Annotated in this window: 13 protein-coding genes and 1 pseudogene; 6 read left to right on the forward strand and 8 right to left on the reverse strand. The window is 44.7% G+C overall.

What is annotated here, in order from left to right:
• The first annotated feature begins 22 nt into the window (after positions 1 to 22).
• From LEP1GSC052_RS15655 to LEP1GSC052_RS15675, 5 genes are all read left to right on the forward strand, one after another.
• Complete coding sequence (locus LEP1GSC052_RS15655) at positions 23 to 2,005, forward strand: M48 family metallopeptidase (protein WP_010573310.1); 1,983 nt, start codon at positions 23 to 25, stop codon at positions 2,003 to 2,005.
• Positions 2,002 to 2,517, forward strand: coding sequence for an O-acetyl-ADP-ribose deacetylase (locus LEP1GSC052_RS15660; protein ID WP_010573309.1), 516 nt, complete (start codon positions 2,002 to 2,004; stop codon positions 2,515 to 2,517). The genes LEP1GSC052_RS15655 and LEP1GSC052_RS15660 overlap by 4 nt, the downstream gene beginning before the upstream one ends.
• 241 nt (positions 2,518 to 2,758) lie before the next feature.
• Entirely contained in the window at positions 2,759 to 4,069 is a 1,311-nt protein-coding gene (locus tag LEP1GSC052_RS15665; protein ID WP_010573307.1) for a 3-hydroxyacyl-CoA dehydrogenase family protein, read from the forward strand.
• A 20-nt stretch (positions 4,070 to 4,089) separates the two neighbouring features.
• Entirely contained in the window at positions 4,090 to 5,355 is a 1,266-nt protein-coding gene (locus LEP1GSC052_RS15670) for an acetyl-CoA acetyltransferase (RefSeq protein WP_010573306.1), read from the forward strand.
• A gap of 2 nt (positions 5,356 to 5,357) precedes the next feature.
• Positions 5,358 to 5,795, forward strand: a complete 438-nt coding sequence (locus LEP1GSC052_RS15675) for a hypothetical protein (RefSeq protein ID WP_010573305.1) — start codon at positions 5,358 to 5,360, stop codon at positions 5,793 to 5,795.
• Here the strand turns inward: LEP1GSC052_RS15675 and LEP1GSC052_RS21035 are convergent.
• Positions 5,792 to 6,085 (reverse strand): annotated as a pseudogene (locus LEP1GSC052_RS21035) (hypothetical protein). The gene LEP1GSC052_RS15675 and the pseudogene LEP1GSC052_RS21035 overlap by 4 nt on opposite strands.
• A 180-nt stretch (positions 6,086 to 6,265) precedes the next feature.
• Between LEP1GSC052_RS21035 and LEP1GSC052_RS15680 the strand changes: the two are divergent.
• Positions 6,266 to 8,206 carry a gamma-glutamyltransferase family protein gene (locus LEP1GSC052_RS15680; protein WP_010573304.1) on the forward strand — a complete coding sequence of 647 codons (1,941 nt, stop codon included), beginning with the start codon at positions 6,266 to 6,268 and terminating at the stop codon, positions 8,204 to 8,206.
• Between the two features lie 129 nt (positions 8,207 to 8,335).
• On the opposite strand, the gene LEP1GSC052_RS15685 is transcribed toward LEP1GSC052_RS15680, so the two are convergent.
• The 7 genes from LEP1GSC052_RS15685 to LEP1GSC052_RS15715 are packed head-to-tail and all read right to left on the reverse strand — an operon-like array spanning position 8,336 to position 15,648.
• Positions 8,336 to 8,758: an acyl-CoA thioesterase gene (locus tag LEP1GSC052_RS15685; protein ID WP_010573303.1), complete on the reverse strand. Its 423-nt coding sequence runs from the start codon at positions 8,756 to 8,758 to the stop codon at positions 8,336 to 8,338.
• A 1-nt stretch (position 8,759) separates the two neighbouring features.
• Entirely contained in the window at positions 8,760 to 9,785 is a 1,026-nt protein-coding gene (pheS, locus tag LEP1GSC052_RS15690; protein ID WP_010573302.1) for a phenylalanine--tRNA ligase subunit alpha, read from the reverse strand.
• On the reverse strand, positions 9,782 to 11,179 hold the full coding sequence (locus LEP1GSC052_RS15695) for a UDP-N-acetylmuramate--L-alanine ligase (protein WP_020986520.1): 1,398 nt from the start codon (positions 11,177 to 11,179) through the stop codon (positions 9,782 to 9,784). Before LEP1GSC052_RS15695 ends, pheS begins: the two co-directional genes overlap by 4 nt.
• Entirely contained in the window at positions 11,176 to 11,793 is a 618-nt protein-coding gene (locus LEP1GSC052_RS15700; RefSeq protein ID WP_010573300.1) for a hypothetical protein, read from the reverse strand. Before LEP1GSC052_RS15700 ends, LEP1GSC052_RS15695 begins: the two co-directional genes overlap by 4 nt.
• On the reverse strand, positions 11,790 to 12,887 hold the full coding sequence (locus tag LEP1GSC052_RS15705) for a hypothetical protein (protein WP_010573299.1): 1,098 nt from the start codon (positions 12,885 to 12,887) through the stop codon (positions 11,790 to 11,792). The genes LEP1GSC052_RS15700 and LEP1GSC052_RS15705 overlap by 4 nt, the downstream gene beginning before the upstream one ends.
• Entirely contained in the window at positions 12,884 to 14,923 is a 2,040-nt protein-coding gene (locus LEP1GSC052_RS15710; RefSeq protein WP_010573298.1) for a motility-associated ABC transporter substrate-binding family protein, read from the reverse strand. The genes LEP1GSC052_RS15705 and LEP1GSC052_RS15710 overlap by 4 nt, the downstream gene beginning before the upstream one ends.
• Positions 14,920 to 15,648: an ABC transporter permease gene (locus tag LEP1GSC052_RS15715; RefSeq protein ID WP_010573297.1), complete on the reverse strand. Its 729-nt coding sequence runs from the start codon at positions 15,646 to 15,648 to the stop codon at positions 14,920 to 14,922. The genes LEP1GSC052_RS15710 and LEP1GSC052_RS15715 overlap by 4 nt, the downstream gene beginning before the upstream one ends.
• Positions 15,649 to 15,653: the final 5 nt, after the last annotated feature.

Consider the following 15,653-nt stretch of genomic DNA (forward strand, 5'->3'; position numbering starts at 1 on the left):
ATTTCTAAAGGTTGCGAGAATTATGCAAAGATCCTTAAAATCCGTTTTCTTTTTCGTTACATTGCTGACGTTCTGCTTTTCGATCGGCGCTCAAAAGAGCAATACGATTAATTTTGACGCGGAACTTTACGCGCAAATCGTTCGACAAAGCGCCTATCAATACGGAGCGATTCTCAAATCGAGAAAAGTTCTGAAAGATCATAACAGTTGGAAAAAACCGATCGATACCGCGTTTCGAAAACTCGCCGATTCTTCGGGAAATCCTTCCTTTCCGATCGTTTACAATTTGATTCAGGACAATTCGTTTAACGCGTTCGCGATGGCGGGCGGTCAGTTTTGCATCAACTCGGGAACCTTGGACATCTTGGATCAAGTGATCGCGAACTCGGAACCCGACGCAAAAGATAAGATGAGTTTTTATCGGGAACGATACATCGCGGGCGTTTTATCGCACGAGCTTTCGCACTATTACAACAAACATACGTTTAACGCTGTTAAGAAATTCTATCAATTGAAGGAGAATCCAACGGGCGAAGCCGTGTTGGACAACGTAAAGTTTTCCCAAGAACAGGAAGTCGACGCGGATCAAACGGGGTTTCAACTTCTTAACAAAGCCGGATACGGCGGAGAATATATGATCCGCACTCTGGAATTGATGAGCGACATCGACAATCAGTATAAGGAATATATCGTAAGCAAAAAATTGGATAAGGTAAGTCCGGAATCCATGACTTCTTTGTATTTTACGAGTCATCCTTCTCCGAACGATCGTCTTTCCAGATTCAGCGGTGACAAACAGGAACTTTATTCTTTGCTTGCGACCTTGGAAAAAACGTACGACGACATTCAGTTCGGTAAAAATTTGGACCAAGCGAAGTCGAATCTCGAAAAGGCTCTTTCCAAATTTCCGGGAAACACTCATTTAGAAAAATCTTATGCGATTTGTCTTCATAAGATTTGGATGGCGACTGCGAGCAACGACGATCTTAAAATCAAACCGGTGATCGACATGCCTTCTTTCCGGGATTCCATGGTGTTTCCGGGTGGGCTTCGCAAAAGGGCCGTTATGCGAGCGATTCCCGGAAATCAAGCCGCTTATTCCAAAGCGAAAGAAGCCTATCAAAAGGTGATCGTTAAGACCGAAGATCCATATTTCATTTCGAATTACGCGGTTCTTCTTTCCTATTCAACCGAAGAAAACGATATGAACGTAGCGAAGTCCTTGGCGGGAAACACGGTAAGAGCGGAGAATTCCATTCCTCTTGCAAACAACTTCGGAGTGGTTTTGTATTGGACGGACGATCAGGATAAGGCCCTTGAAGTTTTTAAATCCGTCGCAACGATGGTCGATAAAAGAGTTCAATCGTTCGGTGAAAAAGCGAAATCGAATGCGGACATCCAAGCCTATCTTCAGGGAATCGGCAATTCGATCCGTCAAAAAACGCAACTCGATCCGGATTACGTTTATGAAAACTTCACACCGATTTTAAATTACGTTCTGCTCGAATCTTATAAGGAAAAAACTCCGAAAACGAAACAACTCGCGACGTATTATCTGGAGAATTACGATTCTTCCTCCGGTTGGGCTAAATATCTTTCCGAACTTCACGGAATCACATTGCCCGATCCTTCTCAAAACGCGAAACAAAACTTCTTTAAGGTGGGCGGAGTCGGTCCCGGCGATAAACTCGAAGACCTTCTTAAACTTTGGGGAAAACCGGACAAGATCCAAGTCGATAAATCTTCGGGAAGCGAATTTTATATTTATACGAAGAAGGAAACTTCATTCCTTCTGAGCATCGGTTCCGTTCTTCAAGTCAACGCGTATGGAAACAACAGTCCGGGCATTGACAAAGGAGTTCCGATCGGAGCGGAGCGCGGCGCCGCCGAAAAAGTTTTCGGGAAACAATTCCAAAAGAACGGTCCTTATTTAGGATATTCTCAAAACGGAAACGCTTTCGTTAAATACAGAAAGAATAAAGTGGATCAGATCATTCTTCAGTGATTCGACTGCTCCAAGACGACATCACGAAACTAGAAGTTGATGCGATCGTAAACGCCGCCAACAGTTCTCTGTTAGGCGGCGGTGGAGTGGACGGAGCGATTCACAGAGCCGGCGGTCCGGCAATCTTAGAAGAATGTTATAAAATCCGAGACAAACAAGGCGGCTGTAAAGTCGGCGAAGCGGTGATCACAACCGCCGGAAAAATGCCTTCCCGATTCGTGATTCATACGGTCGGGCCGGTATGGAACGGCGGAAATAAAAACGAAGATCAACTTCTTGCAAACGCTTACAAAAACAGTTTGCGGATCGCAACGGAACATTCCTTAACCACGATCGCGTTTCCGAATATCAGTACGGGCATTTTTCATTTTCCGAAAGAACGAGCCGCAAAGATCGCGATCGAATCCGTTTCGGATTTTTTAAAAACGGAAAATTCGATTCGAACCGTATTCTTTGTTTGTTTCGATTCCGAAAATTTCGAGATTTATAAAACCCTTCTTTCCGATTTCTAAACTATTTTTTCCCGAATCATCGGTATCGATAAATTCTTTTAGAAAGCCATAGAATGTGAGTATGGCCTTTTTCGAGTCGTTCTGATAAGGGCTTTTTACGTTTTACAGCCGTTTATACAGAACGAATGTTCTGTTTTAGAACAATTCTATATCCATTTTGCGTGAAAAAAACCTTTCCTCCCCGCCCGGCTGTTTTAAACAGGTCCTATTCCATTGAAAATCCAAGAATTGGTATAGTTTCATGAGAGAGATAAAAACAGTTACAGTATTAGGCGCGAACGGTACTATGGGCGCCGGTTCAGCGGCAATCGTTGCCTCGTTCGGAAAGGCAAAAGTCCACATGCTTGCACGGGACATAAGCAAAGCGAAAGAAGGTATTGAGAAAGCAATCGGCTCTGTTAAGACCGATACGATTCGTCCAAGACTGATTCCGGGTTCGTATGATGCGGATTTGGAAAAAGCGGTCGCGGAATCCGATTGGGTTTTCGAACTCGTTGCGGAAAGCTACGAAGTAAAAGAACCGATCAACAAAAGAATCGCAAGTTCAAGAAGACCGGGCACAATCGTTTCCACGGTTTCTTCCGGACTTTCCATCGAAAGACTTTCCAAAGCGTTCGATGAAGACGGACAAAAGCATTATTTCGGGACTCACTTCTTTAACCCTCCTTACAAAATGATTCTTTGCGAACTCGTTTCTCACAAAGGATCGGATAAGAAAGTTCTCAAACAACTCGGCGAATATCTGGATAAGGTTTTAGGCCGCGCGGTCGTTTATACGAACGATACTCCCGCGTTTGCCGGAAACAGAATCGGATTTCAGCTCATCAACGAAGTCGCTCAAATCGCGGAAAAATATTCCGATAAAGGCGGGATCGCTCTTATGGACGCGATCATGAGCGGATACACCGGAAGAGCGATGGCTCCTCTGGACACTGCGGACTTCGTAGGTCTCGACGTTCACAAAGCGATCGTCGACAACCTCTACGAAATGACTAAGGACGCGGCTCATTCTACTTTTAAAATGCCGGGTTACTTCCAAAAGCTCATCGATAAAGGCGATCTCGGTAGAAAAGCGGGCGGCGGTCTTTACAAGATGTCCAAAACTCCGGACGGTAAGAAAGAAAAGTTAGTCTATAATATAGGCGCGGATCTGTACGAGCCGGTTCCTAAGTTCGACATCGATTTTATTCGTCAGGCGAACCGAAGAATTTCCGAAGCGGACTACATCGGCGCGATGAACATCGTAAAAGAAGCAAAAGGTTTCGAAGCGGACTTAGCGAGATATTTCATTGCAAGATACGTTAGTTACTCTCTTTCGATCGTTGGCGAAGTGGTGGACACAAAAGAAATGGCGGATCTCGCGATGGGAACAGGATTCAACTGGGCTCCCGCTTCCGCATTCGTCGATTTCTTAGGCGGACCTAAAGACGCGATTCAACTGATCGAAAAAGCAAAACTTCCGGTTCCTGAAGTATTAACAAAAGCGAAACCAGGGAAGCCGTTTTACGAGCTGAAGGAAAAGCTTGACGCTCGTTCACTTTTCAAAGGATAATTTACGGAGGCAGGATCACCATGAGCGATAAAATTTACGTCCTCGGCGGGGAACAAACCGATTTTCAAAGAAACTGGACCAAAGAAGGAAAGACCTTCATGTCCTTAATGCGCGAAGCCGTTCAAGACGGACTCGCTTCCGTCGGAATTACTCCCGATGAAATTAAAAAACTTAATAAACAAAATCGAATCGGAATTTTCGTAGGAAACTTCGACGCGGAACAGTATGCAACTCAAGGTCACTTGGGCGCATTCTTAACCGAAGTCGATCCTGCGTTCTACGGAATTCCCGGCGGACGTTTTGAAGCCGCTTGCGCTTCCGGCTCGATCGCACTCGACGCGGCCGCTACGAAAATTCGCGCGAAAGATTACGACGTTGCCATCGTTCTCGGAATCGAGATCATGAAAACCGTAAGTTCTTCCGTAGGCGGTGACTTTTTAGGAACGGCCGCTTATTATGAAAAAGAAGCGAAAGGAGTTCAATTTCCTTTCCCGAAACTTTTCGGAAAACTCGCGGACGTAATTCTTGAAAGATACAAACTTCCGGAACAAAGATTCATGGGAGCTCTTGCCGAAATTTCCAGAATCAACTACGACAACGCAAAGAGAAACCCTAAGGCGCAAACTCGTTCTTGGTTCATGAACAAAGAACACGCAAACGCACGCGGCGGAGAATACAATATGGCCGTGGGTGGAAGACTTTGCATCACCGATTGTTCTCAAGTAACCGACGGCGCTGCTATGGTCGTTCTCGCGAATAAATCTTATACCGAAGAATACGCGAAAAAAAGAGGAAAGAAGATCACTTCCATCCCAAGACTGAAAGGTTGGGGACACAGAGTGGCTCCGATCACTTTTGACGCAAAGGTTGCGGAATCCAAAGGAGACAAATACATTCTCCCTTGGACCAGACAGACCGTAAAAGACGCTTACGACAGAGCGGAACTCGGAGTGAAAGACATCGACGTTTTTGAAACTCACGACTGTTTCACTTCTTCCGAGTATGCCGCGATTTCCGCTTTCGGAATCACACAACCCGGTAAAGAACACGAAGCGATCGAAGACGGCGTGATCGACATCAACGGTAAAAAACCGATCAACCCATCCGGTGGACTCATCGGAGTGGGACACCCGGTCGGAGCTTCCGGAGTTCGTATGATGCTCGACCTCTACAAACAAGTTACCGGAACCGCAGGTAACTACCAAGTAGAAGGCGCTAAGAACGGACTGATGCTGAATATCGGCGGGTCCGCAACGACGAACGTGGTTTTCATCGTAGGAAAATAAGAATGAGTTTAAGAACTGCGAAAGATTGGAATCAATTTCTATTAAGGCTATTTATCGCCTTCGGTTTTTGGGAAGTAATCTCCGTACCGCTTCGCAGTCTGCTCTTTTCCCGTTTTTACTACGACCCTACCTATAAAGGATTTTTTCAATCCGTTGGAATGATCCTTTGGGTGGGGCCGATCGTGGCCGATCTCATTCAGGTTTTCTTTTTAGGAATTCTGATTCGTCTTGCTAAGGATTCTCTTCCGACTGGAATCGTTGGCGGTTTGATCGTCGCGATTTGTTTTTCCCTCGCGGCTTACGTAGGTCCGACAATTTCCATTCTTAACTTCATCAACGTTCTTCCGAGTTTGATCGTTTGGCTTTGGGTTTTTTCGCAGTTTTTGTTAACGCTGATTTCTTCTTTGATCTTGGCTTATACGACCGACGAAGAGATTTAATTCGAAACCGGACGACCGTTTTTAAATTCTCCCTCGAAAACGATTCCATCGAAATATTTTAATTTTCCGTATCCATTCGCTAAATCGTTCGCGTAGATTCCGTCAAAACTTTCTCCGTTTACACAAGTGTAACCGCCCTTTCCCGGCTTTTCGGTTTTCTCGAAAGAATCGATTGAAACCCCTTTTCCATTTCGACAATTTCCGGATAAACAACTCTTTACGGATCGGGCTTAGGAAAGAATGGAGACAAAGCTAAAACAAAATAGAATGAATATTTTTATTTTAAACATAAGAACCGTAAATGTAGGAACTCATACATTAGGCGTTCATTCGTCTTTCTTTTCTACGCCGTTTTTTCACTGGATTCATTTGTCGGAAGAATTATACTTTGACCGAAAAATGCTTGCATAAATCGGAAAATCGATTCTCGCAAGCGACCTCACAACGGGAAATTCAAAGGGAAAAAACGGATGAATCGGATTCTAAAATACTTCACCCTTAGCGTCGGCATCGGAGCCGCGTTACTCTACGTCTTATATTTCTTATTTTCCAGACCGAAAGAAATATTAGAATTTTATGATCCTTATCACGAAGACAGACCCGTCGCGGAAGGTTCCAAAATCATGGTCGCGACGGGACATCCGTTCGCCACAAAAGTCGCGATCGATATTTTAGAACGCGGGGGAAACGCGGCCGACGCGGGAATCGCCGCCTTACTCGTATTAAACGTCACGCAAGGAGAAGAAGCGTCGTTTCCGGGAGTGGCGCCTTTGCTTTATCACGATGCAAAGACTCAAAAAGTGGAAAGTTATATCGGAGCAGGAAAGGCTCCGAGCAAAGCGACGATCGAATACTTTCAATCCCGAGGTCATAAGTATATTCCGACTTTGAAATATTCTTCCCAACTCGTTCCGGCATCGCCCGACGTAATCGTGGCGCTTTTGAAAAAATACGGAACGATGAGTTTCGAGGAAGTCAGCGCGCCCGCAATTCGCATCGCGGAGGAAGGGTTTCCCGTTCATCGGATATTAATGCGAAATCTGAATATGAACATCTTCAAAAGAATCGGCTTCACGTTTCTTCTTCCGTATAACTCCGAAATTTATTTGGAAAACCGATGGTGGAAACCGCTTTATCACAAGGAAATTTTCAAACGTCCATTCTTAGGTAAAACCCTTCGAGAACTTGCAAACGCCGAAGCACAAGCGAAACGTTCGGGCGCCGATCGAAACCAATCCTTGGAAGCCTTGAGAAAATTTTTTTATGAAGGACCGATCGCACAAAAAATCGTAAAAGCGCACGAAGAACACGACGGGACGTTCACTCAAAAAGATTTGTCCGCTTACGAAGGCGGATGGGAAAAACCTCTTCAAGGAGAATACGGTGATTATACCATCTTCGCAAATCAAACTTGGAATCAAGGCGCGGTTGTTCCGATCGTACTTCAGATTTTGGACGGAATCGATTTAAAGTCTTTGGGACACAATTCTCCTCAATATGTTCATACCGTGATCCAAGCGATCGAACTTGCGATGGCGGATCGTGAAAAATTCTTCGGAGATCCTTCGTTTGTTTCCGTTCCGATCGACGGACTTTTGAGCAAATCCTACGCCGCGGAACGAAGAAAACTTTTACAACCGCGTGCGTTCGGAAAAACTCCGGCTCATGGAAATCCTACCGGGCTGAAGAATTCAACCGCGTTGATTCGGCGAACGGAAACGGGAAATACGAAACCGCTTTCGATAAGATCGAAATCAAGAACAAACGAAAACACGCTTGCGTTGAACGAAAATCAAGAACCTTCCTTTTGGGAAAAAAACGGAAAGGTTGGAAGAGATACGACTTATCTCAGCATCATCGATCCGCAGGGAAATTCTTTATCGCTCACACCGAGCGACTTTCCTCAATCTCCGATGATCGAAGGGGACATCACACTCGGAATTCGTATGACTCAATTCAGACTCGATCCGGATCATCCTTCGGCGCTTGTTCCCGGAAAACGTCCTACGATTACGCCTAACGCGTCCATGGTTTTTAAAAACGGAAAATTTCTTATGAGTCTTGGAACGCCGGGCGGAGACATGCAGACTCAGGCGACTATACAAGTTTTTTTGAATATGATCGTATTCGGCATGAATCCTCAGGAAGCGGTCAACGCGCCTCGATTTCGTTCTTTGAATTGGCCGGATTCTTTTTCTCCGCACGCTTATTATCCGGGGAGAATCGAACTGGAAAAAGATATCTTTGATCGAAGCGGCAAGGCGCTGAAGGATCTAGGTTACGACGTTGTGGGTCGAGACGTTTGGGAATACGATTTCGGAGCGCCTTGTATTTCTCTCAAAGACCCTGCAAACGGAAAACTTTACGGTGGCACCGATCCAAGAAAAGAATCCTGGGCTGAAGGTCGTTGAACGCGTCTTAGGAGAAACGGGCTTTGTAGGAGATTTTTGAAAAAGTAGTAGTTCCTACATTCTTTGTTTTACAAAGAATCATGTAATAGTTCCCACAGCACGGATTCAGGAAAAGGTTTTGACCGCCTTTCAGCCTTCTTTACTTTGCCGTTGGAAAATCTTAAGGTCCTCTTCCAAAACGGCGCGAACCTTGGGAGGAATCGGAACACTCGACTTGGTGACGTGATCAAACGTGACTTGGACCGTTCTTGCGACCGCAAAAACTTCCTTCGTATTGGATTCTAAAATTCTAGATTGAAAATCCCAAGAACTGTTCCCGATCCGAGTCACGCTCGTCTGCACTTCGACGACATGATGCATCTCGATGGATTTTTTAAGATCGATTTCGATTCTCGCGAGAATAAAAGGAACTTCGAAAACTTCCTTCACGTTAAAGCGACGTTTGCAGTAATCCACTCTTCCAATTTCGAGATAAGAAACGAAAACGGAATTGCTCACATGAGCGAACGCGTCCATGTCCATCCATCGGGTCTGAATCGGAGTGGAAATCATATTAGAATTGTTTTAAGAATCTCAGATTGCCGGATTGGAAATAACGAATGTCGTGAATTCCGTATCTCATCATAACGAGTCGATCCAAACCGAGACCGAACGCGAAGCCGGTCCATTCTTTCGGATCGAGTCCCGCGTGGGAAAGAACGTTCGGATGAATCAAACCGCAGGGTAAAAGTTCCAGCCAACCCGAATGTTTACAAACGGGACAACCCTTTCCTTCACAAACAAGACAGTTGATGTCCAACTCGAAACCCGGCTCGACGAACGGAAAATATCCGGGACGAAGCCTGGTTTTAATTTCTTTTTCGAAAATTCTCGATAACAAAACCTGCATCGTGTCGATCAGGTTCGCGGCGGAAATATTCTTACCAACGACCATTCCTTCGATCTGATAAAACGTGTGTTCGTGGGAAGCGTCGACTTCCTCGTAACGAAAAACTCTTCCGGGCGCGATGATACGAAACGGAGGTTTCAATTTTCTTAATGTTCTTACTTGGATCGCGGATGTATGAGTTCTTAAAAGGTTTCCGTTTTCAAGATAAAACGTATCCTGCATTTCTCTCGCGGGATGATCTTCGGTAAAGTTCAATGCGCCGAAGTTATTCGTATCCGTTTCGATCTCCGGTCCGTCCATAACGCTGAAGCCCATGGACGCGAAGATGTCCTCGATCTCGTATTGAATCTGAGTGATCGGATGCAAACTTCCGTTGGAAGGTCCCGGAAGCGGCCTAAGCGCGTCGAAAAATTCGGAAGCGGCCTGCGTTTCAAAAAGTTTTTTCTTAAGAGAGGTTTTGGTTTCGGCTACGAAAATTTCGAGCTTCTTCGAAAGCTCGTTCGCTTTTTGACCGACCGTCTTTTTTTCCTCGATGGAAAGAGACGCGACATTCTTAAGAACCGCGGTCAGCTTTCCTTTTTTGCCGATAAAATCGTTTTTATTCTTATCTAAATCCTCTTCGGAAACGGACGCTCCGATTTTTTGGATCGCTTCTTGATAAATGGAATCGAGTTCCTGAGATAAGTTCATACGTGTTTCCGAGCCAATTCGACCAACCCCGGATAAATACCGCCAAAGGAGCCGTTGGACATGGCTAAGATCAGAATTTTCTGTCCCGTAAATTGGGGAATCATTTTCTCAAGTTTTGCAAGCAACTCCGCCGGATCCTTCGCATAAACCGGAATGGTTTTTGAATTCTTTAAGAGCTTCTGAACGAGTTTTTTCACGTCCAGACGAATGTCCTTGGAAACCTTTTTCAAATTATGGATTTCTGTAAGAATGGTCAGATCGGAACCGAGAAAAGAATACGAATATTCCTTCTGAAAAACGTTACGATGGGAAGTCGCGCTTCTCGGTTCGAAAAGGGAAATGATCTTATAACCGTGAAATCTTTTTTTGACCGCGTGAATCGTTTCGTGAACCGCAACCGGGTGATGGGCAAAATCCTCCATTACGAGCGCGGTCTGAGATTGGAATAGAATATCCTGTCTTCTTTTAACGCCCGGAAAAGAATCGATCGCCTTTGCGATTCCTTGTTTATAACCGCTCGGATTTTTTTCCTTTAGAATCTCGGAACAAACACGGATCGCAACTTCGATGTTTCTATAGTTATGATCTCCGAAAAGCGCGGGATTCAATTTTTGATCGTCCCACACGAGCTCGTGTTTTTTCCAAGTAAGGGAAGAATCCTTACGGTTCCATTCAAAACCTTCGGTTTTGGTGAACTTAACGTGTTGCACGAGTTTTTTCAAAGAACCCGAACCGTTCCAAAAAAAGATCTTACCGTTTCCGGGAACCAAGTTGATCAAACGTTTGAACATGGTTTCGATCGCCGCGATGTCCGGAAAAATATCGGCGTGATCGAAATCCAAAGCGTTTAACACCGCGTAGGTGGGTCTGTAATGCAGAAACTTGGAGGACTTATCGAAAAACGCAGTGTCGTATTCGTCGCCTTCGATGACGAAATACTGTCCGTTTCCGAGTTCGAACCCCGGAAAACCGTCCTTACGAATTCCTCCGACAAACAACCCGGGTTCGACTCCGTTCTCTTTGAGTATATGATGAATTAAGAATGTAGTCGTCGTTTTACCGTGCGTTCCGGCGACTACGATCACCTTTTTTCCTTTGAGAAAAAACTCGCTGATCGCGGCGGGCATGGAAAGATAGTTCATCCCGGAGTTGAGCATCTCCTCGACTTCCGGATTTCCGCGCGAGATCGCGTTTCCGACGACGATCAGATCCTGACCTTTGATATTCTCGGCTTTAAAACCTTCAAAATATGGAATATTCCATTCTTTTAATTTATCGGACATGGGCGGATAAACGCCTGCGTCCGAACCGGAAACCTCGTGTCCGCTTTTCTGAAGCATATGAGCGAGGTTACCCATAGCGATGCCGCCGATTCCGATCAGAAAAATCTTCAATTGAGAATGGTCCTAAATATATTATAGATCACTGTTAAAAATAAAACGCCGGTCAAAAAATACGCGGAACCGGACAAAAAGAACATTAGAACTTCCTTATCTTCCCATCCGAGAATTTTTTTCAAACTCCGAACGGAAAGGGCGCAGGAAAGAAAAAACGAAATCGCGATAAAAACCGCCTGCAACGGAGAGGGTAAAATCCAAAAAACGGAAGACGCGCTGAAAGGAATAAACGAAATCAAAAGAATGTTCGCGGGCGGAAGAGTTTCCCCTTTGGTTCGATCGGCCTTCTTCATAAAAATTCGAAAGACGTCGAACTGTGCGACCAAAAACAAAACGACCGGATAAATCAAAAACGAGAACACGACTCCGGAAAACAAACTCCATTCTCCCTCGTCGTAACGTACGAAAGAAAGAAGGGAAAAGACGAGATTGGAAACGATCTTTGCGGCCGGAGCAAGAAGCCAAAGTAAAAAATGGGTTCTTATGATTTCCGAATAACCGAATCCGTTCGTCTTTTGATAAAGATCGAAAGCGGTTTCGGGCGATTGAAAAACTTTTTGCAGAAGTCCGGTTCTTATTTCGGAGAAGTCTTGTTCTTTATCTACGATCATTTTTTGGGGAGAACGGAATTTTGATTCTTAGGAATCTGGTCTGGATTTAAAGGTTCCTTTCTTTGTTCCGCTTTGTCCAAATTCCCCGCGATTTCTTTTAACCGCAAGAAACTATCTTCACGGATATAAAAAGGGGGTTCGGAAAATTTCCCGTTTACGATCCGAATCGCTGGTCTGTAATCCACGGAATTGATATTGGTCTTCGGATAATAGCGCAACGTGATCCAATCTCCGTTTGAGATTTTGATCTTTAAAGACGCGTCCGCCGGAACTCCGATCAGACTTTTTGCGACCGCGTAACCCGCGCCGTTCGGATCATCGGGATACAATTCCACAAGTTGACCCACGAGTTGATTGTTCCAAGAATCGCCGAGATGTTGTTCCAAAACGATGAGTTTTCCGGAAAGCCTTCTCCAGAAATTTTTACGAACCGTATTCTCTTTAAACGGATGATTGTCGAGACGAAGCGTTCTTCCCTCTTCCTCCCAAATCGTTTCGGCCGCGAATTCGTCCTTAAGATTGACGAGTTGTTTTTGTCTGAATTCTCCGATGCCCCTCGTAAAACGTTCCGCGGTATTTCCCTGCATGATAAGAATATCGTTATCGACGTTTATGATTCTCGTCGAATCCGAAGGTTTCTTTTTTCCGATGCGAATTTCTTTCAGAAGTCGACCGGAATTTTTTAAACGAACTCGGGGAGAATTTTCGTTTAACTGCAGTGAGGCGGAAATCTTTCCGTCTACGATCGGTTCCACACCTTTCGATTTGAGAACGGAAAGTTCGCGAAAGATATTGTCCGTGTTGTAACCGCCTTCGAAGATTACGGATTCTCCGGTTTCCAAATCCTTGGATTCGACGGTCAAAAAAGTTCCGCTTTCGCTGATTCCTTTTTGTTTCTTGAGAATGATCGGCGCGCGATAAAACGCGGAAGCGTCGTCTCCCTCCCAGGCTTCCTTTGGAGGTTGATATTCGATTTCGTCTATGTCGATTTCCCAAACGGAAATTTCGGTTTGGTCCTCTTTTCTTTCGTCCAAAAAGAAAAAGATTCCAACAAGAGCGACTAACGCGAAAACTAAAGGAAGAATTCGTTTCAAGATTCTTCTCCTTCCCTTCTGCGTTTTTGAATCAGAACCGCCGAGGAAACCAGAGCGATCAAACCCGGAAAGATGAACATTCCCAAAATCCAAACCGTTCTTTTTTGAACGTCCGTCAAAGACACGGTGTTCACTTCTTCTTTCTTAGGTTGAATCGAAGACAAGGAAAGATCCTGATACATCCAAGTGATCGCCGAAGTCGCGAGTTCGTAATTCGCTCCGTAGGAAATGAATTGATCCGTGATCCAAGAAGTTCCCGAAAAGATTACGACTCTCCCTTCTTCTTTCGAGTTTGCGTCGTTGTTTTGTGCGCTTGTATTTGCGTTTTGAGAATCCGATCCGTTCTCCGGTTTTGTTCCGGGAATCGCCAAAGGATTGGAATCGTTTTGCGCGTTTGCATCGGAAGCTCCGAGATTGATCGGAGATTCCTTTTTGTTTTCGGAAGAAGTGTTTTGTGCGTTTTGAATCTTCGGAACCGTTTTTAAAATCATTCCCAAGATTACGTTTCTCTTTTCCTCGCCCGCATCCTGTTTTCCATTATTATTCTTATCTAATATAGAATCTCCGCCCGATTCCATCAGAGTAAACGCCTCGAAAATTTTTCCGCCCGGACCGAGCGCGGCCAACGGAACGAAAAATCCCGCGAACGGAAACATGGAACCCATATCTTTGCGCGTCAGAGTTTCCTCGATCGGATGTTTTCGAAACGATTTTGCGAGAACCATTCCCGCTTGTCCTTGAATTTGAGAAAGAGGTCCTTTCAAAAATTCATAACCGGATTTTTCCAAAAGCCATTGAAAGTTTTCGGTTCCCTTCGGATCGACCGTGATGAACACCTTTCCCTTTTTCTTTTCGATAAAATCGAGGATCGCGTTCTGCGCTTCTTTGGAAAACGCGACCGTCGGTCCGGTGATCATCAATACGTCCGTGTCTTCGGGAATTCTTCCCGGCCAACCTTCCGCGATTCCGAGCCCTTTCACTTTGAAGTTTAAGAAACTCAACGAGTTGGAAAGAATTCCCACTTTTTCGTTCGGAAGATTTTGGAAGATCGGAGAAAATCTTTCTCCGTTGGATTGCGTGAAGTAAACGTTCTTTTCTTCGGTTGTGATGTTTACGACCGCTTGTATGAGCTTGCGTTCCAAATCTTCCAAATCCGTTTTTTCACGAATCGAAAGTTTTTGTTCCGCGTATTGTTTTCCGTCTTCGGTCAAAGGTTTTTTGGTCCTAAGAAGAATGATCCCGTTCGAAACCTGACCGAACTCCGCAAGATCGTCCAGTTCCACGTCCGCGTTGATAAAACGAACCTTAAACTGCGGACTCAAGGATTTGAGTTGATCCAAATAAATTTCCAGATCGGGACGGATTCTCCGGAGGGAAAAAGAATTCGCCTTATCGCTCGAGGAAGAATTCTCCAGAGGTCTCGGATAAAAAGCGATCACTTCGACTTCTTTGTTGACGCTTTTGAGAATTTTGGCTCCGGAAGAACTGAAAGAATATTGACCTTTTGAACTCAGATCGAAGTTGTGATTTCGCATTACGGAAACGTAATTTACGATCACGAGCGCCACGAATACGATCGCGAGATTCAGAATGAAGTAACGGACGAGCGCCTGTTTGGAAGTTTTTAAAACGCTCTGCGCTCCGGCCGAATCCTTTCCCAATTCCTTTAAAAGGGTAAGAATTAAAAATCCGAACACTGACAAAACGAGAAACACCAAAAGGATTTCACGGATTCTTTCGTTGCCGGAACCGGTGGAATTCGACTTAAGCGCGAGTTCCTCGAGAAACACGCGAAGGTGATAGATTCCGAACGAAACAAGACCGAGGCCCGCGGCTATATAAGAATTCCATTCTTCTTTAATATTCTTTTTTTGAAACCAGCGATAAACGGGTTCGAATATCAAAACCGTTAATACGAAACCCATCCAGAGCCAACGATTGGCCGGCAATTGAATGCTGTCGCGAACCGGAAAATACAAAAACAGGGAAGCGAGCGAAACCCAGGGAAAAATTCTCAACAAAACGGATTCTTTCATCCTCTCCATCTCCTAGATTCCAAAACTTTCACGGTGAGATAAAGAAAGAACAACGCTCCACTCACAAAGAAAACGATTCCGTTCAAAGGCAGAACTCCTTTACAAAACGCGATGAAGTGCGAAAAAATATGGAGGTGATAGAGGATCTTTCTCGTTACCGAATCGAACAGATACGAAAAATATCCCGAAACCCAAAGGGTCAAAACGATCACGATCGAAATCAGAAGAGAAGTCATCTGATTCTTACCGAGACTACTTCCGAAAAGTCCGATCGCAAAGGAAAAAATTCCCAAAAGAAAAACTCCGATCGTTCCCGAAACTACGATATAAAGCGGGGCCTTCCAAAAAGAATATAAGAAGATCGGAAACAATCCGTTTACGAAAACCGAAATCAAAAAACAGATCAAGGTTCCGAACGCGAACTTACCCGCGACGATTTCCAGATCCGTGATCGGAGCCGTAAATAAAAACTCCAGAGTTCCGCGGTTTCTTTCTTCCGTGATACTTCCCATCGCGAGAATCAACATCGCTATGATGATCGTGGACATAAAGGAAAGAAACGTGATCACGGTCGTATCGACGTAGTTCGTGCCTGAGTTAAAATTCAGAATCAACACGAAGAGAGAATTTAAAAAGGCGGTTCCGCCGAAAACCAAGGGAGCCATAAAGGTTCCGAAGAACACTTTGACTTCTTTGAAAAAAATCCATTTAATATTTTGAAACATAGTTT

Source organism: Leptospira kmetyi serovar Malaysia str. Bejo-Iso9, assembly GCF_000243735.2.
GTDB lineage: Bacteria > Spirochaetota > Leptospiria > Leptospirales > Leptospiraceae > Leptospira > Leptospira kmetyi.

What these genes read in the sequence shown, in the direction of transcription:
- LEP1GSC052_RS15685 (WP_010573303.1), bottom strand. Translation starts at nt 8,758, where the DNA reads ATGATTTCCACTCCGATTCAGACCCGATGGATGGACATGGACGCGTTC.
- LEP1GSC052_RS15655 (WP_010573310.1), top strand. Translation starts at nt 23, where the DNA reads ATGCAAAGATCCTTAAAATCCGTTTTCTTTTTCGTTACATTGCTGACG.
- LEP1GSC052_RS15710 (WP_010573298.1), bottom strand. Translation starts at nt 14,923, where the DNA reads ATGAAAGAATCCGTTTTGTTGAGAATTTTTCCCTGGGTTTCGCTCGCT.
- LEP1GSC052_RS15675 (WP_010573305.1), top strand. Translation starts at nt 5,358, where the DNA reads ATGAGTTTAAGAACTGCGAAAGATTGGAATCAATTTCTATTAAGGCTA.
- LEP1GSC052_RS15665 (WP_010573307.1), top strand. Translation starts at nt 2,759, where the DNA reads ATGAGAGAGATAAAAACAGTTACAGTATTAGGCGCGAACGGTACTATG.
- LEP1GSC052_RS15715 (WP_010573297.1), bottom strand. Translation starts at nt 15,648, where the DNA reads ATGTTTCAAAATATTAAATGGATTTTTTTCAAAGAAGTCAAAGTGTTC.
- LEP1GSC052_RS15680 (WP_010573304.1), top strand. Translation starts at nt 6,266, where the DNA reads ATGAATCGGATTCTAAAATACTTCACCCTTAGCGTCGGCATCGGAGCC.
- LEP1GSC052_RS15700 (WP_010573300.1), bottom strand. Translation starts at nt 11,793, where the DNA reads ATGATCGTAGATAAAGAACAAGACTTCTCCGAAATAAGAACCGGACTT.
- LEP1GSC052_RS15670 (WP_010573306.1), top strand. Translation starts at nt 4,090, where the DNA reads ATGAGCGATAAAATTTACGTCCTCGGCGGGGAACAAACCGATTTTCAA.
- pheS (WP_010573302.1), bottom strand. Translation starts at nt 9,785, where the DNA reads ATGAACTTATCTCAGGAACTCGATTCCATTTATCAAGAAGCGATCCAA.